This window comes from Luteimonas abyssi (genome assembly GCF_001482195.1).
GTDB classification, from domain to species: domain Bacteria; phylum Pseudomonadota; class Gammaproteobacteria; order Xanthomonadales; family Xanthomonadaceae; genus Luteimonas; species Luteimonas abyssi.
In genome coordinates, this window is sequence record NZ_KQ759763.1 from 1,414,178 (window position 1) to 1,440,620 (window position 26,443).

The 26,443-nt window shown below is 70.3% G+C and carries 26 protein-coding genes; 19 read left to right on the top strand and 7 right to left on the bottom strand.

Annotated elements, in window-relative coordinates:
• Positions 1-11 precede the first annotated feature (11 nt).
• Entirely contained in the window at positions 12-1,106 is a 1,095-nt protein-coding gene (locus RG19_RS05805) for a Gfo/Idh/MocA family protein (protein WP_157515179.1), read from the top strand.
• A 138-nt stretch (positions 1,107-1,244) separates the two neighbouring features.
• Positions 1,245-3,644 (top strand): S9 family peptidase, encoded by a 2,400-nt coding sequence (locus tag RG19_RS05810; RefSeq protein ID WP_058834448.1) that lies wholly within the window; start codon positions 1,245-1,247, stop codon positions 3,642-3,644.
• Positions 3,645-3,753: 109 nt separating this feature from the next.
• Here the strand turns inward: RG19_RS05810 and RG19_RS05815 are convergent, their stop codons facing one another.
• On the bottom strand, positions 3,754-5,133 hold the full coding sequence (locus RG19_RS05815) for a glutaminase (RefSeq protein ID WP_058834449.1): 1,380 nt from the start codon (positions 5,131-5,133) through the stop codon (positions 3,754-3,756).
• A 258-nt stretch (positions 5,134-5,391) separates the two neighbouring features.
• Between RG19_RS05815 and RG19_RS05820 the strand changes: the two genes are divergently transcribed.
• From RG19_RS05820 to RG19_RS05830, 3 genes are all read left to right on the top strand, one after another.
• Entirely contained in the window at positions 5,392-9,192 is a 3,801-nt protein-coding gene (locus RG19_RS05820; protein WP_202905321.1) for an amino acid adenylation domain-containing protein, read from the top strand.
• Positions 9,193-9,489: 297 nt separating this feature from the next.
• Entirely contained in the window at positions 9,490-10,800 is a 1,311-nt protein-coding gene (locus RG19_RS05825) for a PQQ-dependent sugar dehydrogenase (protein WP_082672795.1), read from the top strand.
• 323 nt (positions 10,801-11,123) lie between these two features.
• Positions 11,124-11,963: a DNA/RNA non-specific endonuclease gene (locus RG19_RS05830; protein ID WP_058834450.1), complete on the top strand. Its 840-nt coding sequence runs from the start codon at positions 11,124-11,126 to the stop codon at positions 11,961-11,963.
• Positions 11,964-11,994: 31 nt separating this feature from the next.
• Here RG19_RS05830 and RG19_RS05835 read toward each other — a convergent pair whose 3' ends face one another.
• The 5 genes from RG19_RS05835 to RG19_RS05850 all read right to left on the bottom strand — a co-directional run bounded on the left by RG19_RS05835 (position 11,995) and on the right by RG19_RS05850 (position 14,553).
• Positions 11,995-12,489, bottom strand: a complete 495-nt coding sequence (locus RG19_RS05835) for a nuclear transport factor 2 family protein (RefSeq protein WP_238376593.1) — start codon at positions 12,487-12,489, stop codon at positions 11,995-11,997.
• Between the two features lie 96 nt (positions 12,490-12,585).
• On the bottom strand, positions 12,586-13,008 hold the full coding sequence (locus RG19_RS05840; protein WP_058834452.1) for a hypothetical protein: 423 nt from the start codon (positions 13,006-13,008) through the stop codon (positions 12,586-12,588).
• An 18-nt stretch (positions 13,009-13,026) separates the two neighbouring features.
• Positions 13,027-13,404, bottom strand: coding sequence for a VOC family protein (locus tag RG19_RS05845; protein WP_058834453.1), 378 nt, complete (start codon positions 13,402-13,404; stop codon positions 13,027-13,029).
• A gap of 249 nt (positions 13,405-13,653) precedes the next feature.
• Positions 13,654-13,830 (bottom strand): CsbD family protein, encoded by a 177-nt coding sequence (locus RG19_RS17185; RefSeq protein ID WP_082672505.1) that lies wholly within the window; start codon positions 13,828-13,830, stop codon positions 13,654-13,656.
• Positions 13,831-13,992: 162 nt separating this feature from the next.
• Positions 13,993-14,553 carry a winged helix-turn-helix domain-containing protein gene (locus RG19_RS05850; RefSeq protein WP_058834454.1) on the bottom strand — a complete coding sequence of 187 codons (561 nt, stop codon included), beginning with the start codon at positions 14,551-14,553 and terminating at the stop codon, positions 13,993-13,995.
• A gap of 321 nt (positions 14,554-14,874) precedes the next feature.
• Between RG19_RS05850 and RG19_RS05855 the strand changes: the two genes are divergently transcribed.
• The 14 genes from RG19_RS05855 to RG19_RS05915 all read left to right on the top strand — a co-directional run bounded on the left by RG19_RS05855 (position 14,875) and on the right by RG19_RS05915 (position 25,149).
• Positions 14,875-15,603 (top strand): response regulator, encoded by a 729-nt coding sequence (locus RG19_RS05855; protein WP_058834455.1) that lies wholly within the window; start codon positions 14,875-14,877, stop codon positions 15,601-15,603.
• 295 nt (positions 15,604-15,898) lie between these two features.
• A complete protein-coding gene (locus RG19_RS05860) occupies positions 15,899-16,447 on the top strand; it encodes a glycoside hydrolase family 108 protein (protein ID WP_058836442.1) in 549 nt (182 codons plus the stop codon).
• Between the two features lie 36 nt (positions 16,448-16,483).
• A complete protein-coding gene (locus tag RG19_RS05865) occupies positions 16,484-17,035 on the top strand; it encodes a DUF2589 domain-containing protein (protein ID WP_058834456.1) in 552 nt (183 codons plus the stop codon).
• Positions 17,036-17,056: 21 nt separating this feature from the next.
• A complete protein-coding gene (locus RG19_RS05870; protein WP_082672507.1) occupies positions 17,057-17,749 on the top strand; it encodes a DUF2589 domain-containing protein in 693 nt (230 codons plus the stop codon).
• A 117-nt stretch (positions 17,750-17,866) separates the two neighbouring features.
• The gene (locus tag RG19_RS05875) at positions 17,867-18,127 is read left to right on the top strand and encodes a hypothetical protein (protein WP_058836443.1); all 261 of its coding nucleotides are present in this window, start codon (positions 17,867-17,869) and stop codon (positions 18,125-18,127) included.
• 1 nt (position 18,128) lies between these two features.
• Positions 18,129-18,515, top strand: a complete 387-nt coding sequence (locus tag RG19_RS05880; RefSeq protein ID WP_058834457.1) for a hypothetical protein — start codon at positions 18,129-18,131, stop codon at positions 18,513-18,515.
• Positions 18,512-18,685, top strand: coding sequence for a hypothetical protein (locus RG19_RS17545; RefSeq protein ID WP_157515180.1), 174 nt, complete (start codon positions 18,512-18,514; stop codon positions 18,683-18,685). Before RG19_RS05880 ends, RG19_RS17545 begins: the two co-directional genes overlap by 4 nt.
• A gap of 41 nt (positions 18,686-18,726) precedes the next feature.
• Positions 18,727-19,395 (top strand): hypothetical protein, encoded by a 669-nt coding sequence (locus RG19_RS05885; protein ID WP_157515181.1) that lies wholly within the window; start codon positions 18,727-18,729, stop codon positions 19,393-19,395.
• Entirely contained in the window at positions 19,358-19,738 is a 381-nt protein-coding gene (locus RG19_RS05890; RefSeq protein WP_058834459.1) for a hypothetical protein, read from the top strand. Before RG19_RS05885 ends, RG19_RS05890 begins: the two co-directional genes overlap by 38 nt.
• Positions 19,735-20,025 carry a hypothetical protein gene (locus RG19_RS05895; RefSeq protein WP_058834460.1) on the top strand — a complete coding sequence of 97 codons (291 nt, stop codon included), beginning with the start codon at positions 19,735-19,737 and terminating at the stop codon, positions 20,023-20,025. The genes RG19_RS05890 and RG19_RS05895 overlap by 4 nt, the downstream gene beginning before the upstream one ends.
• A gap of 227 nt (positions 20,026-20,252) precedes the next feature.
• Positions 20,253-21,161, top strand: a complete 909-nt coding sequence (locus RG19_RS05900; RefSeq protein ID WP_058834461.1) for a helix-turn-helix domain-containing protein — start codon at positions 20,253-20,255, stop codon at positions 21,159-21,161.
• 156 nt (positions 21,162-21,317) lie between these two features.
• Positions 21,318-21,965: a (2Fe-2S)-binding protein gene (locus tag RG19_RS05905; protein WP_058834462.1), complete on the top strand. Its 648-nt coding sequence runs from the start codon at positions 21,318-21,320 to the stop codon at positions 21,963-21,965.
• Positions 21,965-22,954 carry an FAD binding domain-containing protein gene (locus tag RG19_RS05910; protein ID WP_058834463.1) on the top strand — a complete coding sequence of 330 codons (990 nt, stop codon included), beginning with the start codon at positions 21,965-21,967 and terminating at the stop codon, positions 22,952-22,954. The genes RG19_RS05905 and RG19_RS05910 overlap by 1 nt, the downstream gene beginning before the upstream one ends.
• Positions 22,955-22,956: 2 nt before the next feature.
• Positions 22,957-25,149 (top strand): xanthine dehydrogenase family protein molybdopterin-binding subunit, encoded by a 2,193-nt coding sequence (locus RG19_RS05915; protein WP_058834464.1) that lies wholly within the window; start codon positions 22,957-22,959, stop codon positions 25,147-25,149.
• A 45-nt stretch (positions 25,150-25,194) separates the two neighbouring features.
• On the opposite strand, the gene RG19_RS05920 is transcribed toward RG19_RS05915, so the two are convergent.
• On the bottom strand, positions 25,195-26,376 hold the full coding sequence (locus RG19_RS05920; RefSeq protein WP_058836444.1) for a GAF domain-containing sensor histidine kinase: 1,182 nt from the start codon (positions 26,374-26,376) through the stop codon (positions 25,195-25,197).
• Positions 26,377-26,443: the final 67 nt, after the last annotated feature.

A 26,443-nucleotide genomic window follows, 5' to 3' on the forward strand; every position in this document is an offset into this window, starting at 1 on the left:
GGTCGAACGGCATGCCCCGCCGACGCGTGTTGCAGACGCTTGCGCTCGCCGGTGCCGCAGCGGCATTGCCTCGCGGCTTCGCGGCAGGATCCTCGACGCGCCGCCTGGGCGTCGCGATCGTCGGTCTCGGCGGCTACAGCGGCGAACTGCTCGCGCCTGCGCTGCAGCTCACCCGACATTGCCGTCTCGCCGGCCTGGTCACCGGCTCGCCGCACAAGATCCCGGACTGGCAGGCGCGATACGGCATCGCCGACGCCAACATCTACAGCTACGACGAATTCCACCGGATCGCCGACGACCCGGACATCGATGTCGTCTACATCGCCACGCCGAACCACCTGCATAAACCGCAGGCACTGATCGCCGCCAACGCGGGCAAACACGTCTGGTGCGAAAAGCCGATGGCGATGGACGCCGCCGAGGGCGAGGCGATGATCCGCGCCTGCCGCGACAACCGGGTACAGCTCGCCATCGGCTATCGCATGCAGCACGAGCCCAATACGCGACGGTTCATGGCCATGGCGCAGGAGCGTCCGTTCGGTCGCATCGTGCAACTGCGGGCCGAGGCCGGCTGGCTGGGCTGGCGACAAGGTGCCGACGACGCCTGGCGGCTCGATCCCGCACGCGGCGGTGGCGCGATGTACGACATGGGCGTCTATTGCGTGAACGCCGCGCGTTACAGCAGCGGCCTCGAGCCTGTCGCGGTGCGCGCCTGGGACGAGACCGCGCGTCGCGAGATTTTTCCCGCGGTGGACGAGACCACGCGTTTCACGCTCGAGTTCGCCGACGAGATCGTCGCCGAGTGCGTCACCAGCTTCGGCCGCAACCTCAACACCCTGCACATCGACTGCGAGCGCGGCTGGTACGAGCTGTCGCCCTTCCAGGCCTACGACGGCAACGTCGGCCGCGCCAGCGACGGCACCCGCTTCGCCGCCCAGCTCGGCGAGCGCCCGCGCATGCAGGCCGAGCAGATGGACCAGGACGCACTCGCCATCCTCGAAGGCCGGGCGCCGCGCGTGCCCGGCGAGGAAGGCCTGCGCGACATGCGGGTGGTCGATGCCGTGTTCGCTTCGGTGCGCAACGGCAACGCGCGCGTGCCGCTCTGAAACGGGGTGCTCCGACCGGATGGGACAGTGAATCCGGTCCTGTCGTGCGCAGGGTGCGGTACGGTTGGCGACTGCCAGCGTGAGAGCTCGACAATGGGGTCAGTACGGTTCCGCTCGACGAATGTGATTCTTGCAGGGATGTTGTGGCCGGCGGTCGCCGCGGCCACGCCGGCGCAACCGCCGCAGGACCTGGCGGAGGCCTACACGCGCGCCGCGCGCGTGCTGGACGGCAATCTGGCCGGTCGGATGCGCAACGCGGCCGTCGCCCCCCACTGGATCGAAGGCGGCGACCGCTTCTGGTACCGCCGCGACGGAGCCGAGGGTCCGGAGTGGGTCGTGGTCGAGTCCGCCACGGGCGCGAGCCGGCAGGCCTTCGATCCGGCCCGGTTGCGCGCCGCCGCCGCACGTGTGCTGGACACGGCGTTGCCCGAGGCCCTGCCGGTGACCGCGATCGACGGGGACGAGGTGCGGCTCGACCTGGGACACCAGGTGCTGCGTTGCACCCTCGCCGATGACACCTGTGTCGCCACGCCGCGTGCCGCGTCCCCGGGCGTGCTGTGGTCCGCCGATGGCCGGCATGGCGTGTTCGTCCGCGATCACGATCTCTGGCTGCAACCGCAGGGCGATGCGCCTGCGGTGGCGCTGACCGACGATGGCGTGGCGCACTTCGCCTACGGCACCGCGCCGGGCACGTCGTTGTTCGCCATTCCGCGGATGCGTGCCACCCAGCCGCTGCCGCCCGTCGGCCTGAGCTGGTCGCCCGACGGCACGCGCCTGATGAGCGTGCGCGTCGACGAGCGCGCGGTGCCGGCCTATCCGTTCCTGGAGTCGGTGCCGCAGGACGGCAGCTATCGACCGAAAGTGTGGGCGCCCCGTATCCCGCTGATGGGCGATGCCGAGCGGGGGATTCCGGAGGTCGCCGTGCTGGACGTGGTGGCCCGGCGCCAGCAACGCGTGGAGGTGCCGGACGGCTGGGAGCTGTACCAGCCCGTCTTCCAGGCCCATCCGGTGTTCCACTGGTCGACGGACGGGCGCCGCGCGTGGAGCCTGGCCGCGACCCGGGGCATGCGCGAGATCGCATTGGCCGAGATCGACCTCGACAGCGGCGCGGTGCGCCTGCTCGCCAGGGAGGCGGTGGCCGGCGTGGGCCGCTTCAATGCGTTCGTCTACAGCCCGCCGAACGTGCGCATCCTGGAGGCGAGCGGCGAGGCGGTGTGGTTCTCCGAGCGCGACGACTGGGGCCAGTTGTATCTGATCGATCTCGAGACCGGGGCGGTCAAGCGCCGATTGACCGACGATCCGCGCACCGTGCGCGATGTCATCGGCGTGGACGAGACCCGGCGCCGGCTGTTCTATACCGCGGGCGGTAGCGAACGCGATCCGGACCCCTACTACGTGCGGGCGTATTCGGTGTCGCTCGATGGCGGCGCCTCGCAGTTGCTGACCCCGGAAGACGGCGTCCACCTCATGGGACGCGCCCCGATCGGCAACGGTGCGCCCGGCACGGCGACGACGGCGGGGGTGTCGCCGGATGGCGCGTGGCTGCTGCACACCTATTCCCACTTCGACCAGCCGCCGGTGACCGTGCTGCGTTCGGCGGACGACGGACGGGTGGTGCGGACCCTGGAGACGGCGGAGGTGTCCGCGCTGGCGGCGACCGGTTGGCGCGCGCCGACGCGAGTGCAAATGGTGTCGGCCGATGGGGTCACGCCGATCTGGGGCTCGGTGTACTTTCCGCCCGACATGCAGCCCGGGCGGACGTATCCGGTCATCAACGCGATCTACGCCGGACCGCAGGTGATCAACGCGGTGCCGTCGTACCAGGAAGCGGTGGCGACATTGAACCCGCGTTCGCGCGCGAGTCTGGCGGAGCTGGGTTTCATCGTGGTCACGATCGACGGTCGCGGCACGCCCGGCCGCTCGAAGACGTTCAACAACGCCAGCTACGCAGAGTTCGCGGAACCTGCGCTGGCCGACCACGTGGCCGGCATCCGCCAGCTCGCGGAACGCTACGGCAGCCTGGATCTCGACCGTGTGGGCATCTACGGCCATTCGTTCGGCGGCTACACCTCGGCGCGCGGCATCCTGACCTATCCGGATTTCTTCAAGGTGGCGGTGTCGTCGGCCGGGCCGCACAACTTCCAGGGCTTCTACCCCGTGGAGAGCCTGTTCCCCGTGCCCGATTACGGCGACGGCCGCACGGCGGCGCCGGACCCGCAAGCCATTCCGGACAACTACGCCGATCTCGACATGCTGCCGCTGGCCGAACGCCTGACGGGCAAGCTGCTGCTGGTCTACGGCGAGCTGGACGAGAACGCGCCGCCGGCGGTCACGTTGCAGTTGGTCGATGCGCTGATCCGGGCGAACAAGCCCTACGACCTGATGTACCTGCCCAATCGCGACCATGGTTTCTTCCGCACGGACGCGTACTACACGCAGCGGATGTGGGATTACTTCGTCGAGCATCTGCTGGGCGGCACCCCGCCCGCGGACTTCCGGCTGGAGTTGGAACCGCCGACATCGGCGTTCGGGTTCTGAACCAGGTCGTTCGACGGTGGGCAGGTCGATCCGCCCGGTGGTCCTGGCGGAAGGCAGGCTGCACGTCCGCCCGATCCCGTCGTGGGGTCGGCGCCTGCCCGTCGAGGGGTCAGCGTCCGGTATCTTCCCGGCTGGCGACGATGCGGCATGCATCGCCGCCGACCGCGGTTTGCGCGCCGGCGTCGTCGGCGACCACCTGCGGGCGCTGCGCGGCGTCGAGCGGGGCGAGGTCGAGCACGCCGGCGGGATCGACCAGCACCACCGTGCGGCCGTCGGCATGCAGGCGGCGCAGGTTCTCCAGCAGCATGCGCGTGGCGACGTCGTTGAGCGAGTGGGTGTGCAGCAGCGAGAGGATCACGGCGCTGGCGTCGCGGTGACGGCCGCCGTCGGCCGTGTCGGCATCGCCGAGATCGCGCGCCAGGGCGCGGGTGAGCAGTTCGGCGCCGCCGAAGCGCACCGCGCCGCGCAGTTCGTACACCGGCACGACGGCGTCGTCCGTGTGGCCCTTGCCGCCGGCCAGCGTCACCACCAGCGTGCGGACCACCGCGCGGCCGATCTGACTGACGTCCATCATGTGCAGGCCCATGTCGCGCGAGAGGCGCTCGCAGACCGCCACGCCGCGTGCGCTGTTGCCGTGCGCGTCGAGCTTCGGCGAGAACACCGCCAGCCCCAGCTGGCCGGGCAGGGCGCCGATGATGCCGCCGGCCACGCCGCTCTTGGCCGGGATGCCGACGTTGGAGACCCAGTCGCCCGCGGCGTCGTACATGCCGCAGGTGGTCATCACCGACAGCACCTGGCGCACGCCGCCGCGATCGATCACCTGCCGGCCGCTGAGCGGCTGCACGCCGGCATTCGCGAGGGTGGCGGCCATCAGGGCGAGATCGCGCACGGTGACGTTGACCGCGCACTGGCGCACATAGCCGTCGACGATGGTCTCGGCTTCGGCGGTGATGATGCCGCCGGCGCGCAGCATGTGCGCCAGGCCACGATTGCGATGCGCGTCGCGCAGTTCCGCTGCATAGACGGCTTCGTCGACATCGAGCTCGCGGCCGGCCATCGCCGACATCAAGGCCCGCAGGCGCTCCACGCGCTGCGGGCCTGTGGCGTCGGGACCGCCGACAAGCGCATGCGTGGCGAGCGCGCCGGCGTTGATCATCGGGTTCATCGGGCGATGGCTGCCGTCTTCGAGCGAAAGCTCGTTGAAGGCGTCGCCCGACGGCTCGACGCCGATCTTGGCCAGCACCGCACCCAGACCCACGTCCTCGATGGCCGCCGCGTAGGCGAACGGCTTGGAGATCGACTGGATCGAGAACGCCACGTCGCTGTCGCCGGCGGCGTAGACCTCGCCGTCGACGGTGGCCAGGGCGACGGCCAGGCGCGAGGTGTCGGCGTTGGCGAGCACGTCGATGTAGTCCGCGGGGGCGCCGTCTTCGATCGAGCGCACCGCGTCCAGCACGTCGGCGAGATAGTCGGGCAGGGGTGATCGCATCGGGCGGGTCCGGGGAATGGGCTGCCATCCAACCGCAGCCGGGTGGCCGATTCAACCCTGCCGTGCGCTTCCGGCGGGATCGGCTTCACGGGCTGGCCGGACGCAGGCCGGTGCGATCTCCAGGCGCGACCGCAGCGCGTTCGAGGTGACGCTCGTCTCACTTTTCCATGCGTGTCATCGGGTATTCACCGCCTCGATGGCTCCGGGTGCATGCGGTCCCTAGACTCCCGGACTTTGTTTTCGAATACGGAGTGCGCCATGCGCGAGTCTCGACACCGTTCCGCCGCGGAGGCTGCGGTGCAGCACGCGATTGCGCCCGCCAACGACGAGCACGTCCTGGATGCGGACGCCGCGCGTCGGATTCTCGTCGACTGGAACCGGACCGAGCGGCCTTACGACAGGGCCGCGACCGTCTGCCGCCTCGTCTTGGCGCAGGCACAGGCGCACCCCCGGCGCGTCGCCGTCATCGATGGCCTCACCGAGATCGACTACCGGCAACTGACGGCGCGTGCGGACGCGATCGCCGGCGCGCTGGCCGCGCGTGGCGTGCAGCCGGGTGCGCTGGTGGGTGTGTGCATGCAGCGGACATGGGATCTGGTGGCGACGCTGCTGGGCGTGATGCGCGCCGGCTGCGCCTACGTGCCGCTGGATCCGGCGTACCCGCGCGAGCGGGTACGCTACATGCTGGAGCACGCGCAGGCGGTGGCCGTCGTGGTGGACGGCCCGGCCACGTCAGCACTGTGCGCCGGCGCGTCCGTCCAGGTCCGGCTGGATACGGTACCCGCGCAAGCGCAGGCGGCCGATACGCCGCCCGAACCTGCCGCGGACGACCTGGCCTATGTGATCTACACCTCCGGCTCGACCGGGCGGCCCAAGGGCGTCGCGGTCGAGCATCGGCAGGCGGTGGCGATGACCTGCGCGATGCGCGAGCTGCTGGACGACGAGGATCTGGCCGGCGTCCTCGCGGCGGCATCGGTCTGTTTCGATACCTCGGTGATGGAGATCCTGGGCACGCTGTCGCTGGGTGGGACCGTGGTGCTGGCCGACAATGCGCTGGCGTTGGCGACCCTGCCGGCGGCCGAACGGGTGCGCACGACGGTCATGGTGCCGTCGTCGATGCAGGCATTGCTCGCCACGGGCGGCCTGCCGCGCAGCGTGCGCTGCACCGTGCTCGGCGGCGACGTGCTGAAGGCGCCCCTGGTGGCGCAACTCCATGCACTCCCGCAGCGCCCGCGGGTGTTCAACTTCTACGGACCCACCGAGGACACGGTGTTCTCGACCGCGACCGAGCTGCCGGCGGGTCGGTCGACGGTCACGATCGGTCGACCGGTGGCGAACGCGAGGTCGTACATCCTCGACGAGGCGCTGCAGCCGGTGCCGGTCGGCGTGGCGGGCGAGCTGTACCTGGCCGGCGACAAGCTGGCGCGTGGTTATCTCCACGACGAGGTGCGCACGCGCGAGCGTTTCATCGCGCCGCCCGACGGCGGACAGGTCCGCGAGCATCGCCTGTACAGGACCGGCGATCGATGTCGATGGACGGAGGACGGCGAGATCGAGTTTCTCGGGCGCATCGACCAGCAGGTCAAACTGCGTGGTTTCAGAATCGAACTGGAGGAGGTCGAAGCGGCGCTGGCATCGATGCCCGGTGTCGACGATGCCGCGGCGGCCGTGGTCGAGGCGGTCAACGGGAAGCCGATGCTCGCCGGATACGTGGTGAGCCGGAACGGCGCGGTGGACAGCGAGGCGGTGCGGACGTTCGTGGCGGCGCGCCTGCCGGGCTACATGGTGCCGCAGGTGGTGATGGATCTCGTCGAGTTGCCGCGATTGCCCAACGACAAGCTCGACCGCAAGCGACTGCCGACCCCGCAGGTCGGACCGCCCGCGGGCGGGGGCGCTGCCGTGGCGCGTGCGGCCGTCGGGGATGGACTGGCCGGGACCGGAGCCGAGGCCGTCGGCGATGGGGACGGGTGGGCGCGGATGTCGACCTTGGACCGCCAGGCCGCCGTGCTGGCGATCGTGCAGCGCGAGATCGCCCGCTTCCTGCGTCTCGACGATCCCGCGCAGGTGCCGCCGCAGCAGACACTGGACACCCTCGGCCTGGATTCGCTCGATTCGGTCGAGCTGAGCCACCGCCTGTCCGGCGTGTTCGGGCGGACACTGCCGGCCTCGTTGCTGGTCGAACATCCCACGCCGGAAGCCGTCGCCGGAGACCTGGCCCGTCGCCTGACGGGCGACGCGGCGGAGCGCACCATCGACGTGCCCGCGGCGAGCACGGCCGATACGCTGGGACGTTTCCAGTCGCAGATCCAGGCGGGCCATCCGCCGTTCCTCGCGGCCCGGGTGCCGGCGTGGTCGGCGACGGACAAGGGCACGCTGCTGCACGAACTCAAGGGCCTGCTGGCCCGTTCGGGACGCGAGCCCTACAGCAAGCTGGTGCGCACCGGCAGCGGGCATCGCGGCACGGTGGCCGACGTGCATACGGGCGAAGCGCACGACGCCATCATCTGGAGCACGAACCTGTATCTCGGCCTCAACCGCGATCGCGACGTCATCGCGCAGGCCCGCACCGCGCTCGAGCAGTTCGGTACCGGCATGGGCACCTCGCCCACGGCATCCGGCATGACCGACCTGCACGTGGCCTTCGAGAAGGAGTTCGCCGAACTGGTCGGCAAGCCGGCCGGCTGCCTGTTCTCCACCGGCTTCACCGCCAACCTCGGGGTGATCGCCGGCCTGCTGGGCGAGCGCGACGTGGTGGTGATGGACCAGCTCTGCCACGCTTCGATCGTCGACGGCGCCCGGCTGAGCGGCGCCACGATCCGCACGTTCAAGCACAACGACGCCGACGACCTGCACGCGGTGCTGGAAGCGGAAGCCTCACCCTATCGAACGACGCTGGTGGTGCTCGAAGGCGTGTACAGCATGGGCGAGGGCACCGCGCCGGTCGCCGAGATCGTGCGCACCGCGAAGCGGCACGGGGCGCTGGTGTTCGTGGACGAGGCGCACTCGTTCGGTTTCTACGGCCCGGGCGGTGGCGGCATCTGCGCCGAGCAGGGCATCGTCGACCAGGTCGATTTCATCATGACCACGCTCAGCAAGGCGCTGGGCAGCCTGGGCGGGGTGGTCGTGGCGAGCGAGGCGCACATCGCGTTGCTCAAGACCGCGGCTCGCGCCTACGTGTTCCAGGCGACCACCACGCCGGCCGACATTGCCGCCGCGCTGGCTGCGTTGCGACGGCTGCGCGACGACGACGCGTTGCGCCAGCGGCTGTGGGACACCACCCGCTACATGCGCGAGCGGTTCACCGCCGCCGGCTACGACCTGGGGACCGGCGACGGCCCCATCGTGACCCCGCATTTCGCCGACAGCGACATGCTCTACGCGATCGCGCGCGGTCTGCACGACCGGGGCATCCACACCACCGCCGTCACCTATCCGATCGTCGAGCGCGGCCGCGGCCGCCTGCGGTTGATCTGCTCGGCCGCGCATTCGCGCGACGATGTGGACAGGACGCTCGAGGCGCTGATCGAGGTCGAGCGCATCGTGAAGCGCGACATGGCGCAGGCGCGCTCCGGCGCGCATTCCGAGGCCGACGACGGTGACGGCGATGCGCAGGCGGGCGAAGGCCGGGCGTTCCATGGCGGGGCGGGTGTGGGCGCCGGTGCGGGGCGGGGCGCAGGGCGGGGTGCCGAGGCGCAGGCGTGGCACGCGGAACTGGCCGCGTGGGCGCACGCGTTCGGCGACGAACTCGGTGCGGCGCTGGCCGATGAGCAGGCCCCGGTGCCGAGCCTGGCGATCTCGATCCGTGTCGCGGACCACGACGTGCCGGTCTGGCTGTCGGTCGACGGGCGAGCCGTCACCGTGGGCGTGCCGCCACCGCAGCCGCTGCCGACCTGCACGCTCGTCCTGAAGGACGCCGATGCCGTCGCCGCGCTGCGGGGCTTCGACGTCAAGGCGCTGCTCGAGGCCGGCCTCGAGGGCCGATGCGTCATGAGCGGACAGGCCGAGCCCTTCGTCTGGCTCGTCGCACGCTTGACGAGCAAGCGGGACGGCGGGGGCTGAGCGCCCGCAGCATCCGCGGGCCGGGCGGCCAGGGTCGCTCGAGCCCGAGGATGTCGCCGCGACGCGGCGGCCGATACGAACGACGCATGCCCTCGGGCGTGGTGGATAATCGGTCCGGCACGGGCCGCAGCGCTCGAAGACAGGAAGGTTCCGAATGCGTAGGGACACGCGATTGGCGTTCTGCGAGGGCGGCTTCGAGGCATCTCGATGCGACCATGAGGTCCTGACGTGAGCGCGGCGCGCGAGGAAGATGCGCGCAGGCACGGCCCGGTCAGCCGGCGGGCGACGACCGACGGCATGCGTGGACTGCGCGCGTGCTTGATGGTGTCCCTGTGGCTTGTGCCGGCGTTGACTGGTCTTGCTCGCGAGCGCCATGCGGTCGAGGACGCGTTGTGCGACGGCTATCCCCGTCTCGCCATCGAGACCCTGCGGGGGATGTGTGCGGGGCTGGTCGTGGGGCCGACCACGCAGGATGCGGCGCGGACGTTGCGCCTGCCACGCTCGTTGTTGCAGCTCGACGCCCAGACCTGGCTGGTGACCGATCTCGGTGCGTGGGAGGGGGCGCGGGGCGCGGTCTGGCGATTGCGGATCGCGCCGGAACGCGAGGTGGCCCTGGAGCGATTGCTCGATGGCCTGCACCTGCCGCATGCCATCGCACGCGGGCCCGATGGCGCGGTGTATGTGGGCGAGATGAGCCGGATCTTCCGCTTCGATCCGCTGGCGGATCTGCCGGCCGCCACGGTCGAAGAGGTCGTGGCCGGCTTGCCCGACAATCGGTTGCACAGCCATCGCCATCCGTTGTCGAAGTTCGTCTTTCTGCCCGGCGGCGACATGTTGGTCAACGTGGGTGCGCCGAGCGACCAGTGCGCCGATGCCGATGCGCGCACCGCGGCGGGGCTGTGTGCCGAGAGCGAGGGCGACGGAGACGCGGCAAGCCTTCGGACGTACCGCTACGAAGGCGACGGCCGCTGGTCGGCGGACTACGAGGTGCTGGCGCGAGGGCTGCGCAACTCCGTCGCGCTGGCGGTGCACACCTCCGGTACCGTGCTGCAGGGGGAGAACAGCTACGACTTCGACAGCCGCTGGTCGCCGTTCGAGGAAATCAATGTGATCGAGGCCGGTCGTCATTACGGCTGGCCCTACTGTTCCGATACCGCCGAGGCGACGCCGGCCTGGCCCGACAAGGCGGCATGGTGCCGGTCCGACGCACATGCCGCCCCCGATCTGTTGCTGCCGCCGCATGCCGCGCCGCTGGATATGCTGTGGTACGAGGGCGACATGTTTCCGGCGCTGCAAGGCCGGTTGCTGATGACCTGGCACGGCCATCGATCCGTCGGCGGCCGCATCGCGAGTTTCGCCGTGGACGCGCGTGGCGTGCCGGTGGCGGATGCGCGCCCTCGCTTTCCCGTCTACGGACAGGCCGATCGCGCGTATGGCGCGGGGCCGGCCGCCACGCCCGTCGTCCTCACGCCGGGCTGGGGGCGCCAACCTGGCAAGCGGCCCCAGGGCTCGCCCGTGGGGTTGGCCGTCGCCGACGACGGTGCGATCTGGACCGCGGACGACCGCGCCGGTCTGGTGATCCGCTTCGCCCGGAGCGAGGACTTCTGAAGCACGGTCGCGACGGTTCGCACAGCGATCCGCCACCGCGTGCGACAAGGCGTGAACGTCGCCGGCCATGACACCCGGGTCGAGCGGGAAGCGGATGCACGCGACACCCAGGCGTGACGAAAAACGGGGGAGCCGGGGTCGGGCGTGGACAGTGTGGAATCGCAGTCACGCTTTCGTCGTTTCCCGGCGTTCGCGTCCGTCGGCCACGCGTCCCCTGCGTGCTAGCCTGCCGCGCACAGGCGTTACCGTCTCGGCCGGACGATGTCCGTCGGAGCAGGCGCGGAGACGATGTGGATCGATGACGCTCCAGGAGACGTTCCGGCATGCCGACCTATTCCTACGACAAGACCTTCGATGGCACGCCGCGTCCGGCGGCGTACGGCAGTGTCGCCATCGAGTACGAGATCCTCGGCGCGGGCACGTTGCATCAGCGCGAACGCCCGGTGCTCGCCAGCGGCTACGTTCTTCCGATGGGCTCGACGGCGGGACGCAAATCCGCGCCGGAACCGCAATCGAACTTCCGCATCGGCATGACCCAGAAGGTGCCCAAGAAGGCGCTGGCGCTGAGTGCGAGAAACACCGGGCGCGTGGACATGGACAAGGGGCACATCTTCGCACTCGAGCTGGGTGGCCCCGATGTGGCCCACAACATCCTGCCCCAGTTCTCGCAGTTCCAGCGCAACGGCGTGTGGCGACGGATGGAGGTGGAGGCGCACGACATCGCCAGCGGCACGTCGGACCTCGTGTTCATGAGTGTCGCCATCGTCTACGGCAACGCCCGCACGGTATCGCGCTCGCTGGTGCCGAGCGGCTTCCTGGTGAATCTGTACGTGGAGGGCGCAGGCGGACGCAGCTTGCGCAAGTCCTACCAGATCGAGAACCGGCAGGACGCGACCGACGACAGGGTCGGCCTCGCCAGGGATCCGGACGTGGATGCATCGGACCAGATGGATGTCGTCTACGGCGATGCGCCGGCCGGCAGTCCGTTCGATCGCCCCGTGCTCGGGGTACGCGTCAACGGACATTCGTTCCTGCGACAGGAACTGGCGCGAGCCGCAGCGGCCTCGCCATCGATCACGCGCCGAAGCGACGTGATGTGCGGCAAGCGGGCATCGCCTTCGTCGTCGACCGATGCCGGCGGACCCGCGAAGAGAAGACGCTGAGGCGTCCTGGCGCATGTCGGCGCCGCGCGCTTCACACGGGCTGGCCGACGACGAACGCCTGCAATTCCGTCATCCGGCCATCGCGAAAGCGCCAGACGTCCGCGTAGGCGTGCCGGGCAGGGGCGCCCTGACGGTCGGGCAGGGTGATCTCGCCCAACGCCACGACCGTGTCGTCTTCGGCCACGAGGCGATGCACCTCGAACACCGGCGGCCGGGCATAGGCATCCGCCATCCAGGCGCGGACGGCCGCTTTTCCGTCGAGAGTGGACTCGCCGACCGTCGTCCATTGGATATCGTCCGTGCAGTGGGCGAGGAAGCCTTCGATATCACCCTGGGCGATGGCCGCATTGGCCTGTTCCAGAACGGCCTTGTTTCGATCCGGCATGGCGCGCGCCTCATGCGAACGGGAAAGTGGCGACGCTAGTCGAGTCGCGCGAAGCGGGAGGTGAAGTGCCACATGGCTGGAGAGCCTGGAAGAGCGCGACCGTGGTGCGGCCCCGACCGACTCCCACTGCGGTGGTCGCATGGCGCGGTCGTCGCTTCGAACACCGCGGACATGCACCGGCCAGATGAGCTCGACCGCCAGGCGCGTCGTTGCCGGTGATGCCTGGGCGTGCCGTGTTCAGGCCTGCGATGCGTTGCGTCTCTCGCGGCGCACACGCGCCTTCCGCCGCCGTTCCGCCGCACCGGCCCAGAACACCAGGCCGGACTGCGACGCCACGCACAGCGCCAGCAGCGTCCAGGCGATATCGAGTTGCATGTAGAACGTGTCGGCGTGGTCGAGCCACGACCATTCCGGACGCCGCATCAGCAGGTTGCCCGGGCCGAGCAGGCGATGCAGCGCCTGGTCGTTGGAAAGCGATCCCCAGCCGCCGTACTGCACGATCCCGATGACGCCCCACGCGACACATGCCGCGACGGCGAGCCCGAGCGCGCCGCCGAGCCACGGCACTGCATCGACGATCCAGCGCGTGCGCGGCCACAGCTGCAGGCTGCCGAGTGCCCACGTCGATGCGATCAGCAGGAGCGCGAGCAGCAGGACCATCGGCGCCCCTCGGCTTCGCTACATGCTGTGGACATGAAGAATGTTGCCGTCGCGATCCTTGAACCAGATGGCCGAGAACCCATCGGCCGTGTGCACGCCGCGGTCGATGCGCATGTTCAGATCCGGGTACTCCTCCAGAACGACGCCTCGTTCGCGCAACGCTGCCGCGATGGTGCCGACATCGTCGCCGCCGCTCCAGGCCACGGCATTGCCGGTTCCCGGACGGACCGCCTCGGAGCGGTACACCACCAACATCGTCTGGCCGGTCCGATAGCCGAGTACGCCGTCCATGTCGTCTTCGACGAGTTCCAGGCCCAGCGTACGGGTATAGAAATCCCGTGCCCGTTCCAGGTCGCCGACCGCGACGATGGCATTGGAGGTCTTGTCCTTCAACATGGGGCTCTCCGTTGGCGCGCGTGCGCGATACATCGCCCGAGGGCGGGCGCGGTCACCAGATGCTGCCGGCGACCACATTCAGACGGCGTGGAATGTCCGCGACGATCCCGAAGATGAATGCGGCGAAGGCTTCGCGCTTGGCTGGGATACGCCGACCTGGAAACTCCCAACGCAGAAAAGGGAGCGCACTGCGCTCCCTTTTCCTGTCGAGCCCGACGCATCGGATGCGTCCGGCTGCCATATGCGCGGTCAGTGACCCTTGCGGGCCTCGTCGCGGGCCTTGCCGACTTCGCCCTGCACCTTGCCGACGTTCTTCTGCACCTTGCCTTCGACTTCCCTGGCCTTGTTGCCGGTGACCTTGCCGGCGATCTCCTTCGCGGTGCCCTTGACCTGGTTCTTCGCGCCTTCGGTACGGTTCTTGTCCACGTGCGATCTCCGATGCCCGGAATGGGCAGGCCGACGCTAGGCCCGCGACTGTCAGGTGGCGGTGAAAATGGAAGACGGCACGGATTCCAGTTCGCTGGCCTTCATCTGGCGACCGCCGGGCGTCATCCGCCTGACGTTCGCGAAACGCCGATACCCTGGTCGTCAGTCGAGTACACGGGGCGCGCCCCCGTGGGTCGCCTCGCGACACCGCTGGAGCAGGGCCGCGCACAACGCCCGCAGGCGCCGGTTGTCCCGCATCAGCCGTGAAAGCGTGTGAGCATCCATGTCGTCGACCATGCAGATGCCAGGCGTAGGCGGCCGGTCGTCCAGGACGTCGCTCAGCGCACATGCGCCCGTGAGCAGGGCCTCGGCATCGGCGGCGACGTCGACGCCGTGGGTGATCGCCACGGCGGGCTCGAGAAGCCGATAGCCCCGACGGTGCACGGTGCCGATGTAGCGGGGGCGATGCACGTTGTCGTCGAGTGCTGCTCGCAAGAGCGCGACATGCTTGTGGATGGTGTTGTCGCCCAGAGCCTGGCCCGGCCAGCACGCGGACAGCAGGGCATCGGCACTGCAGATCGCACCGCCGCCTGCCGCGAGCGCGCACAGGACGCCCATGGTCCTGGGCTCGACACGGCGCCTTTGGCCGGTGCGCTGCAGGCGCCCTTCGGCCGGAACGACCATCCAGTCGCCGATGCGGAATCGTTCCGCTGTCGTCGGCATGTCCTTTGCCATTCCCCCTCCTGCTCGTCACTGCCCCGCGTACACCGCACGGTTTCATCGCGTGCGCGCCGCGCATACGGTCGCGCCGCCGTGACCGTCCTTCGAGGCGGCGTGCCGGCGCACCGGCCATCGCGCGAACGTGCCGGAAGCTTTTCGGAAGGACTTCGGCCAGACCGGTGTGCATGCTCGAGCCGGATGTGGTGTCTGGCGCGCCACCGACTCTAGGGGGGACGAAATGATCGGGCGATGCGATGAACGGGTCACGGCGCGGAAACCTGCCGTGCGGCACGGATGCGATGTGATCGAAGGGGGGCGTGCGCCATGACGCTGCGGATCCTGCTGGCCGACGATCATGTCCTGGTGCGCGCCGGCGTCGGCGCACTGCTGACATCGGATGCGCGGGTCGAGGTCGCCGGTGTCGCCGGGGACGGTCTGGAACTGCTGCGGGTGGCGCGACGACTGGCGTTCGATGTCGCGGTCGTCGAGCCCTCGATGTCGGGGATGAACGGGATCGAGGCGACCCGCCGCCTGCTGGCGCGCACCCCCGACGCGCGGGTGTTGTGCCTGGCGCACTCCGGCGACCACCACGCGGTGAAGGAGGCTTTCGACGCCGGTGCCCGTGGTTACGTGCTCAAGCGCGATCCGGTGGAGGTCCTGCTCGCCGCGCTTCGCGGCGTGGCGAGCGGACGGATGTATCTGAGCTCGGGGCTGGAGGCGGTATTCATCGAGGCCTATCGCAATCGCGATCACGTGGCGGCGGGTCCGTCGCCGTTGACCGGGCGGGAACGCGAGGTGACCCAGCTCTATGCCGAGGGCTGGTCGACCCGCCAGATCGCCGCGCGCTTGCACATCAGCGAGAAGACCGTGGCCACCCATCGCGAGCATGTCTTCGCGAAGCTCGGCATCACCGGTATCGCCGGATTGACCCGTTACGCGCTGCGCGAAGGCATCAGCCGGTTGGACAGTGCCGGCGCCGGCGACGCCCGCGACGACGGCCAGGCGCGCGTGTCGCGGTCTTTCGGTGAGCAGGGCGGTGGGACGGCAGGGTAGACGTCGCATCGGGAAGGTGCGCCTCGCGCGAAGGCCATGTCGGCGGGATGCGGTCACTGTCCGTAGCGTCGGCGCCTCATGCCATCGGGCGGATGCCGATCCTCGCATCGGCGCATCGCCGGCTTCGGGCGCCGGGTGCGTCCGTTGCCGAGCCCGCCGCTTCGCCCGCGCGGCGCGGATTCCGAGTGCGGATTCCGTCATCCCGCCCGATCTTCTAGGCATTGCACCGATGCCCTGGCGCAAGTCCCTCCATGACGCTGTGTCCAACGAACACGACACATGCCAGGAGGACGCCATGGCCGATTTCAACGCGTTTTTCCCCACGCTGCTCCGCTTCGAGGGTGGCTACGTCAACGATCCCGCCGACCCGGGTGGGGCCACCAACAAGGGCATCACCTTCGCGACGTTCCGTCGGTTCGCGCAGACGATGCTCGGGGTCGAGCCGACGCTCGACAACCTGCGGGCGCTGACCGATGCCCAGGCCGGGGTGCTCTACCGCCGGCTGTACTGGGACAGCGTGCACGGCGACGAGATCGCCCTGCAGCCGCTGGCGGACATCGTGTTCGATTTCAACGTCAACGCCGGCGCGCACGCGATCAAGCTGCTGCAGCGCGTCCTCAACGAGCAGGGTGCGCAGCCGCGGTTGCAGGTGGACGGCCTGTTCGGCCCCGGCACGCTGACCGCGCTCGCCGGAGCGGATGCGAAGGCGGTGTATCTCGGCTACCGGAAGGGACGCATCGACTACTACCGCGGCCTGGTCGCGCGCCGGCCCTCGTTGCAACGTTTCCTGCGTGGCTGGCTGGCACGTGTGGACGCGTTTCCCGCCGACCCGACGGTCGCCTGACCACCGGCCGCGTCCAGGCCTTTCGAGGAGCCGCCGATGGCGACGAACACGACGCTCAATTCCCTGATCGAAGCGCTCGCCGGGGCGGTGATCGAGGCGCAGGACAAGATCGAGCAGCATCAGACCGCGCACCTCGCCGACTTCTTCGACGAGGACAACCGGCCGAAGAGCGTGGTCATCCGGCTGCCGTCGCTGCATCCCGATGCGACGCCGGGCGACGAGGACCTTTACCGGGCGCCGTTGCTGCCGTTGGTGTCGACCAACGTCCTGCGCATCAAGGATGTCGAGATCACGTTCGATGCCGATCTGGGTGGGCTGACGACGCACGAGGACGAAGCGCCCGTGCCCGGCGCGCCTCCCGAACACGCATGGAACCGCCGCGACCACGGATCGCGGCCCCGTATCAACGTCGACACCGGCGCGGCGGTCGCTGGTGGTCAGGGGTCGGTCCACGTGGTGTTGCGCGTGGAAGGCTCCGAACCGACGGACGGCGCCGCCAGACTCATCAACCATCTCGCGCAGACCCAGGGCGTGTTCCGGACGACCACCCCGAAGCCGTCGTCCGGCGACGGCACCCCGACGGTCTAGCCGACCTCCAGGAGCAATGACATGGCAAACGAACTCGTGAACATCTCCAGCCAGTTCCAGGGCCTGCCGATGGGCGATCTCATCGGCGGACCGCTGAACGCGGCCTGCGACGCCCAGATCAGGCTGGCCCAGGCCACGGCCGATTTCATCAAGGTGATCGGCTTCCTGCCGCCGCTCGACCCCGCCCGCAATCCCGGCGGCGTCGGCGACACCCGCACGGCGAGCTTCAAGTTCAAGCGCCCGATGGACAGCACCGATCCCAACCGGCCGGGCATCGCGGAGGAAGAGGTCGAGCTGGAAGTGCCGCTGCTGGCGATCGTCAAGGTGCCCAACCTGGCGATCAGCACGGTCGACATCACATTCGACATGGAAGTGAAGTCTTCCTTCTCGAGCCACGAGAGCAGCGACACCTCGGCCTCGCTGGACGCGACGGCGCAGGTCGGGTGGGGCGTGTTCAGCGCCAAGGTGCACATCCAGGGCTCGGTCGCCACGCACAAGGAGAACACCCGGTCCTCCGACAACTCCGCCAAGTACCACGTCAGCGTGCACGCGGAGGACAAGGGCATGCCCGAAGGCCTGGCGCGGGTGCTCGACATCCTGCAGACGGCGTGCGCGCCGAGGAAGATCACGACGACGTCGCTGCCGGCGCCCGCACCCACGCCCGCACCGACGCCCGCACCCGCACCCGCACCTGCACCTGCACCGACGCCGTAACCGAGGCACGCGGACCGGCCGCGCGCCCGCGGCATCCACCCGGGCGCGCGTTTCCCCTCCACCCGCCGCGTGCCCGTTCCCGGGAGCGCGGCCGACCGCCAACGCGGAGCGCACGCGATGTTCGACCTGAGCGACGTGAAGTTCGTCAAACGCATCGTGGTGGGTACCGACAACCCGTCGCGCATGCGCAGCGAAGAGGAGATCGAGGCGGCGCGTGCGTTGCTCAACCGCTGCCTGACCGATGCGCCGCGCGGGACGATCGTCGGCATGGAGAAGAGCTTCACGATCCTCCAGATCGGCGAGCACCAGGTGGTGCTGCAATGGCTGTGCTACCACGTGGGGTTCCCTCGCAAGCCGGCCTGGCTGGAGGGCGCCTGAGGTGCGCGCGCGGCGGTATCCGCTGACGATGCTGGTCGAGGCGTTTCGCGGTGCGGTGCTCGACGGTCGCGCGCGCATGGAGACGGTGTTCCGGCGTTGCCGGGCGGACGCCGTCCAGCGTCTGGCCCGAAGCGGCTCGGCGCTGGAGCGTCTGCGCCCCTGGCGCCGGCATCGGCTCGGCCACGCGGAGCTGCATTTCGCCTGTGTCGTGCTGCGCGATCGCGACGGCAGCGTACGCGCACTCAGGCTGCTCGGGCGCAAGCGCCGCTGGGACGTCGTGCATCGGCTGCGGGTCGAGCTGCATGGCGAGCACTGCGAGGACGTCCGTGTGTATTTCGACGGCCATCTGTTGCCCGTCGGTCGGCAGGTGGACGGGCCCGGCGGATGAAGCGCGCCATCGAGTTCGAGCTGACCCCGGAGCAGGGGCGCGCGATCGTCCGGCGACTGCCGCCGGGGCCGCCACGCCGGGGCCGGGGGGTGCGGGTGATGGCCGCTGCGGGCGCTGCATTGGCGGTCCTGGCGGCGCTGGCTTGGCTGGCTTGGCTGGCGCCATGGTGATCGGCCGCACCCCGCGGCCGGCGACGATGAGGAGATTCACGATGAACGAGACGAGCGTTCGATGCACGCTGATGCTGGCGGCGATGCTGTCGCTGTGCGCATCGACGGCTGCAGAGACCGGCACGTGGCTGGGCAGCGGCTGGGTTGGCGAGGTGCCCCATGCGGTGCGACTGGAGCTGCGAGCCGACGGCGGCGAGCTGCGCCTGGGCGCGCCGTCGGCGTGTCGCGTGCCGTTGTCGCGAGACGGCACGCGCTATGTGGCTGGGCCCTCGACGTCCGGCGGCGCGGCCTGCGAGCGGCTGCTCGGCGAGACGCTGACGGTGGCCGGGGATGGCCACGTGCTGCATCTCGACGGCGCATCCGCAGCGCCGTTGATCCTGCACGCGCTCGGCGATGCGGCCACGACCGCCGACGGACTCGCCCTGGCGTTCACCGGTTACGGCACGGGCACGGCGCAGGTGCGCGTGGAGACGGCGGCGCTCGGGCAGCGTGCCGGCGAGTGGCGCCAAGGCGCACCGGCATCGTGCAGGATTCCGCTGGAGCTGGCGGCAGTGGACGGCGAGCGACGCTGGTACGCGTTCTCCGCCGATTCCTCCGGCGGGGCTTGCGACGGGCTCGTGGATGGGGTGCTCGCGTTGCCAGATCCCTCGGGCCATGGCGCGAGCGTGCTCGATGGGCACGGTCGTCGTGCCGCACTGGCACCGCGATGAGGGTGCGGTCATGGCCGATGTGTGGGATCAGCTCTGGGTCGTTCTGGCCGGCGTCAGCGGTGCGCTGCTGCCGTTGGTGCTCGACGACACGCCGTCGCGACACCGCGCGATGGTGCGGGTGAGCTGCGGCGCGCTGGTCGCGGTGTTCGTGGGGCCGGCGTTGAACGAGCGTTTCTTCGTCAACGCCGACGCGCACGTGCAGGCCTGCACCGCGTTTCTGGTGGGCTGCTTCGGGTTGCAGGGGACCGCGATCCTGCAGCGGCTCCTGCATCGCCGCGGCGATCACATGGCCGACGACCTGGTGGCGCGGGTGACGGGCCGCGGGCGGGGAGAGGCGCCATGAGCCCCGCCTATCTCGTGGTGACATCGTGGCTGGTCGTGGCGGCGCTGTGGATGATGACCGCGACGGGCAACACCCGGCGCATCAAGCTGTGTTGTGCCGTGCTCGCCGCCGGCGCCATCGTCGATGTCTTCGGCCTGGCCAGGGCGATGCTGGACGGCAGTGCCTACGCGACGATCTGGCCGGGCGAGCTGGTGCTCAATGCCGGCGTGACGTTGCTCATGTGCGAGTGGATCCGGCTCGACCGGCGTCAGCGGGCGCGTCGGGTCGCGCGCGACCCCGATGCCTGATGTCCGGAGGATGCCGGGGCGCCCTCTGGTTCCCGCGTCGCTCACGAGCGAAAGGCGCCCGGACCGGGCACTGCGGCGCATGGTGCGCCGTGCGCCTTTGCCTCGCCCGGGGCGTCGGGCCCTGCATGGGGCCGGTCCTGTCCGGTGGCCGAGATGCGTGCCTCGCGGCTGCGTCCGCCGATTCGCTTAGGATACGCATGCACCGTTACGGGCCCATGGAGTGCCCCATGCCGATCACGCCTCCACATCGCGACGATCACGACGCAGACGGCTGGGACGGCGTGCCGCGTTCGCCGGGGACCGTCGTGCTGGACAGTGCCTCGCTGGGCTGGAACGACGTGCGGGTGTTCAGGGTGATCGAGCCGCAGGTCTGCGATGGGCTCGAGGTGTTCGCCCGCGATCACCAGAGCATCGTGTTGATCGAGCGCGCAGCCCAACCGGCCGGCGCCGCGAACATCGAGCGACGGCGGGCAGGGCGCTGGCTGGGGGCCCGCTACCGCGATGGCGATCTCGGCTTCACCGCACCCGGAGAAGGGGCGATGTTGCGCTGGCGCAACCGGTCCGAGCACGTCACCGTGCAGGTGCGGATTCGCGCCCGGTTGCTCGAGGAAGCCGCGGACGGCACCGGGTACGGGATGCCGTCCAGGCGCCTGAATCGCCTCTCGCACCACGATACGACGACGGCGCAGTTGGTCCGGGCGCTGGGGCAGGCCGCAGGGCAGGCGGCGCCTGGGTTCTACGTGGATGCCGCCGCGCGCTTCCTGGCCGCCCACCTGGTGGGCGAGCCCGCCCGTCCGCGCGATGGAGCGCATGCCGTCCGGGCGCATGTTGCGCTCGACCGCATGGATGCGTTTCTGCGAGAGCGGCTGGCCGACGATTTCACGCTCGCCGAGGTTGCCGGGTACGTGGGCGTGGGGACGTTCCAGCTGATCCGGCTCTGCCGTGCGCAGCATGGCGAGACGCCGTTCCGCCGGTTGCAGCGTTTCCGGATCGAGCACGCCCGCGCACTGCTGCAGACGCGTGGCATGAGCGTCACCCAGATCGCCCTGGAGTGCGGGTATACGAGCCCGAGCGCATTCGGCAATACGTTTCTCAAGGCCACCGGCCTGTCGCCCAGCGTCTATCGGGCGCTTTGAGGGGCTTCGTGAAGGGCGCCGGCCGGCCGCGTGCCGACCGGCCGCCGCTCCGTGCGCATGGGCGCAATCGCACGCGTGCAGGCCGCAATGGCGGGAGAGAAACCGGATGAGGCGAACGGTAAAACGGGAATCCCCCGACGCCGAGGCGCTGCCCCCATGTCCGAACCGAACGATGAGACCGATCGGCCGCCCGCCTTCCAGTTGAACCGGCGCGAGGTGCTCGCCGGCGGCCTGGCCACGGTCGCGCTGTCCTGGCTGCCGAGCGGCTTGAACGCCGCCATCCCCGGCGGGCCGCCCGCGGCAGCGCCGGGTCCGTTGCCGGACGACGCGCTGTCGAGCCTGCTGTCGACGGTGATCAACGGCGAGCAGGTGGCGGTGGAGGTGGACAACCGCACCTCGCTGCTGGATCTGCTGCGCGAGGGGCAGGGCTTGTTCGGCAGCAAGAAGGGCTGCGATCACGGTCAGTGCGGTGCCTGCACCGTTCACATCGACGGGCGCCGCGTGGTGTCCTGCCTGACCCCGGCCGTGCAGGCCGAGGGCCGTGCGGTGACCACGATCGAGGGCATCGCCCCCGAGGGCGAACTGCATCCGATGCAGGCCGCCTTCATCGAGCACGATGCGCTGCAGTGCGGCTACTGCACGCCGGGCCAGATCATGGCCGCGATCGCCTGCGTGCGCGAGGGGCACGCAGGCTCGGCCGAGGACGTTCGCGAATACATGAGCGGCAACCTGTGCCGCTGCGGCGCGTATGCCGGCATCGTCGCCGCAGTGCTGGATGCGGCGCCGAAGATGGAGCGCGCCTGATGCGTCCCTTCACACACGTGCGCGCGACATCGCTGACGCAGGCGGTGACCGCCTCGACCCGCGCCGACGGCGCGCGCTTCCTGGCCGGCGGCACGACGCTGTACGACCTGATGAAGCTCGATGTCGAGACGCCGTCGACCCTGGTCGACATCACCGCGCTGCCGGGTCTGCACGACATCGTCCCGGGCCGGCGTGGCCTGGTGGTCGGCGCGCTGGCGAAGATGGCCGACGTCGCGGACCATGGCGAGGTCAGGACGCGGTATCCGGCCATGGCCGAATCCCTGTCGAAGGCCGCCTCCCAGCAACTGCGCAACATGGCGACCGTGGGCGGCAATCTGCTGCAACGCACCCGCTGCGCCTACTTCCGCGGAGGCGCACCCTACCAGTGCAACAAGCGCGTGCCCGGCAGCGGGTGCTCGGCCATCGGCGGTGCCGACCGCGGTCTCGCGCTGTTCGGCACCAGTGAGGCGTGCATCGCCAATTACCCCGGCGACTGGGCGGTGGCGCTGGTGGCCTTCGACGCCGAGATCGAGATCGCGGGGCCGCGCGGCACGCGCCGGATCCCGGCGGAATCCCTGCATCGCGAGCCCGGCACGACTCCGCACATCGAGACGGTTCTCGAACCGGGCGAACTGATCACCCGGATCCACGTGCCGTCGCTGCCGGCGTTGCGCGCCTCCACGTACCACAAGATCCGCGACCGCGCGTCCTACGCCTTCGCGCTGACCTCGGCAGCCGTCGGCATCGAGGTGGCCGGTGGGCGGGTGCGGGACGTGCGGATCGCGCTGGGCGGCGTCGGAGCGCGGCCGATCCGGGCACGCGACGCGGAGGCGGTGCTCCGCGGCCAGCGCTACGACCGGTCGCTCGCGATCAAAGCCGGCGAGGTCGCCATGCGCGGCGCGCGCACCAGTTCCCACAACGCCTTCCGGGTGCCGCTCGGCGTCCAGACGGTCGCCGATGCGATCGGCATCGCGATGGAGAGGGTCTGACCATGCAGACGCACTATCCCAGGACGCGCCGCGTCGATGCCGAAGACAAAGTGCGCGGTCGGCCGATCTATGCGGCCGACCGGATCGCCGCCGGCATGCTGCACGCGGTCACGGTCAACGCCACCATCGGCCGCGGACGGCTGGTCTCGCTCGATGCCGATGCCGCGCTCGCGATGCCGGGGGTCCGGCACGTGCTCACGCATGCCGACATGAGCGGTGTGGAACCGCCCGGGTTCGTGCTGGGGGGCGGCTACGGCGTGCAGAGCGTGCAGCCGATGCTGGGCACCGAGATCGCCTTCCGTGGCCAGCCGGTCGCGCTGGTGCTGGCCGAGACGCTGGAGGCGGCCACGGCCGGCGCGCATGCGGTCCGCGCCGAGTACGCGGCCGTCGGGTTCCACACCGACATGGACGAGGCGCCGGAGACCGATATCGTCGCGCAGCAAGGGTCGCCGCTGCCCCAGGCGATGTTCGCCGATCGAGCGGTCGGCGATGCCGATGCCGCCTACGCGGCGGCCGAGATCAAGGTGGATGGCCGCTATACCGGGCCGGCGCAGCACCAGAACCCGATGGAGTTGATCGCCACGGTGGCCGAATGGCGGGGCGACACGCTCGTCATCCACGAAGGCACCCAGAACAGCAGCGGCATCCAGCACGGCGTCGCCCGCCAGCTCGGCATGCCGGCGGACAAGGTGGTGGTGGTGTCGCCGCAGGTCGGCGGCGGCTTCGGCCAGAAGAATTCGTTGCAGGGACAGACCGTACTGGCGGCGGTGGCGGCGCGTGCGAGCGGGCGGCCGGTCAAGCTGGTGGTGTCGCGCATGCAGACGTTCCATTGCGCGAGCTTCCGCCCGGCGTCGCGGCATCGGGTGCGGCTGGGCGCCACGCCCGGGGGCAGGATCACCGCGGCGATCCACGAGGTGGACCAGCAGACGTCGCGTCACGATCTGTTCCCCGGCGTCTACACGGATGTGACGGCCCGGTTCTACGGCATCGAGAATTTTCGCGGGCGCGAGCGGCTGGTGCGCACCGACGTGCAGACGCCCGGCTACATGCGTGCACCCTACGAGCACACCGGAGCGTTCGCCTACGAGAGCGCCGTCGACGAACTGGCCCAGCAGCTCGGCCTCGATCCCGTGCAGTTGCGTCTGGCCAACGACGCCGATGCGGATCCGCTGACCGGCCGCCCGTTCTCGTCCCGGCACGTCCGCCAGACCCTGGAGGAGGGGGCGCGACGCTTCGGCTGGGCGCGCCGGACGCCGGCGCCCGGCTCCATGCGGACCCCGTCCGGCGATCTGCTCGGCATGGGCGTGGCCATCGGCATGTACAAGGGCGCGACGGCCGCCGCCGGCGCGGTGCTGGAGGTGACCGCGGACGGTGCCGCGACGATCGCCGTCACCGGACACGAGATGGGCCAGGGCATCCGCTCGACGGTCGCCAATTATCTTGCCGAGCGTCTGGGGATCGCGCCGGACCGGATCGCGATCTCGGTCGGCGAACCGGGGCGCATCGTCCAGCATCTGACCGCCGGCTCATGGGGTACCGCGACCGCGCTGCGTGCGGCGGGGACCGCGGTGGACGCGCTGGGCGAGCAGCTGGGCGTGTCTCCCCGGGACGTGCTCGAGGCCCTGCGCCGGCAGGGCCGCCAGCACGTCCGCGTGGACGTTCGCAGCCGCGCGCCCGGTCAGCCGGAAGAGGCGCTGAAGCGGCTCGAGACCGGCCAGGTGGCCGTCGTCGGCCCGGCGTATCCCGAGTTCGTCACGATGAGCTCGATCGCGCACTTCGTCGAGGTGCATGTCGAACCGTCCACGCGCCGGATCCGCGTGCCCCGCGTGGTCAGCATCGCCGACTGCGGGGCGACGGTCAGCCCGGTGACGGCCGAGAGCCAGGTCCGGGGCGGCGTGGTCTGGGGCATCGGCGGCACGCTGCACGAGGTGAGCGAAAGCGATCCGAGGTTCGGCGGTTTCCTCAATGCGAGCCTCGAGGAATACGTCACCGCGGTCAACGCCGACATCGGCGACATCGAGGTCGGCTTCGTGGGCGCGCCCGATCCACTGATCAACGGTGCGGGGGCGAAGGGACTGGGCGAGGTGGTGATGGTGGGGGTGGCGGCCGCGGTGGCGAACGCGATCTTCCACGCCACCGGCCAGCGCCACCGGGACCTGCCGATCCGGCTCGACCGGATGTTCCCGGCGGGCTGACCCGGCCGTGTGCGAGGCCGCCTCACACGTCGATGCGATGCGCGCTCAGGCGTCCGGCAATCGCACGGTCACGCGCGTGCCTTCGCCCAGCGCCGAGACCACGTCGATGTCGGCCCCCAGCGCCTGCGCGGTCTGGCGCACGATCCACAGGCCGATGCCCAGGCCGTCGGTGCGCGCGTCGCCCTGGGCGAAGGCGTCGAAGTAGCCTTCCACGTGCGCGGGGTCCATGCCCACGCCGGTATCGGCCACCACGATCGCGGTGCGACCGTCGGCCTGGTCGCAGCTGATGTCCACCCGGCCGTCCTCGGGCGTGTACTTCACCGCGTTGGAGATCAGGTTGCCGAGCAGGGTCTCGAGTAGATGCGGCTCGGTGCGCGCGGTGCAGGGGGCGGCGTCGATGCGCACCTGCAGGTCGATGCGCTTGCGCCCGGCCGCGCGGCGCCACGAGGCCGCGACCTGCTCGACCACCGGCACCACGTCCACTTCGGCGAGCGACGGCGGCACGAAGCCGCCGCGGCCGGTGGCCGAGGCGACCAGGTCGCCGAAGGTCCGGTGGATGGCGGCGAGTTCGTGCTCGGCGGTGTCCAGCCGTTCCAGCTGCTCCGGGCTGGCATCGGTGCGCGCGCGGTTGATGGCATACAGCGCCGCGCGCAGCGGGGTCTTGAGGTCGTGCCCCGCGCTGGCCAGCACGCGCGCGCGGTGTTCGCTCACCGCATGCGCTTCGGCCAGCAGGCGACGCAGTTCCAGTTGCGCCATCACCTGGCGGGCCAGCGCACGCAGCGTGTCGATCTGCTGCGGGTCGAGGGTGCGCGGTTGGGTGTCGAGCACGCACACGGTGCCCAGCGGCAGGCCATCGGGCGTCTTGAGCAGGGCACCGGCGTAGAAGCGCAGCCCCGGTTCGCCGGTCACCAGCGGATTGGCGGCGAAGCGCGCATCCTGCGTGGTGTCGGGAACCTCGAGGAAATCGTGTTCCAGAATGGCGTGGGCGCAGATGGAGGTGTCGAGCGGCGTCTCGCGCACGCCCAGCCCGATCTCGGACTTGAACCACTGCCGTTCGGCATCGACCAGATTGACCACCGAGATGGGGGTCTGGCAGACAGCCGAGGCGATCCGAGTGATGTCCTCGAAGACCGCTTCGACCGGAGTGTCGAGGATGCCGTAGGCATGCAGCGAGGCCAGCCGCCGGCGTTCGGTGTGGGCGGGCAGTTTGTCGGCGGGCAGGTGCAAGGCGGTCTCCGGTGCGGTCCGCGATTCTGCCATGCAGGCCGGGCCCGGGCGTTCATGTGTCCTTGCA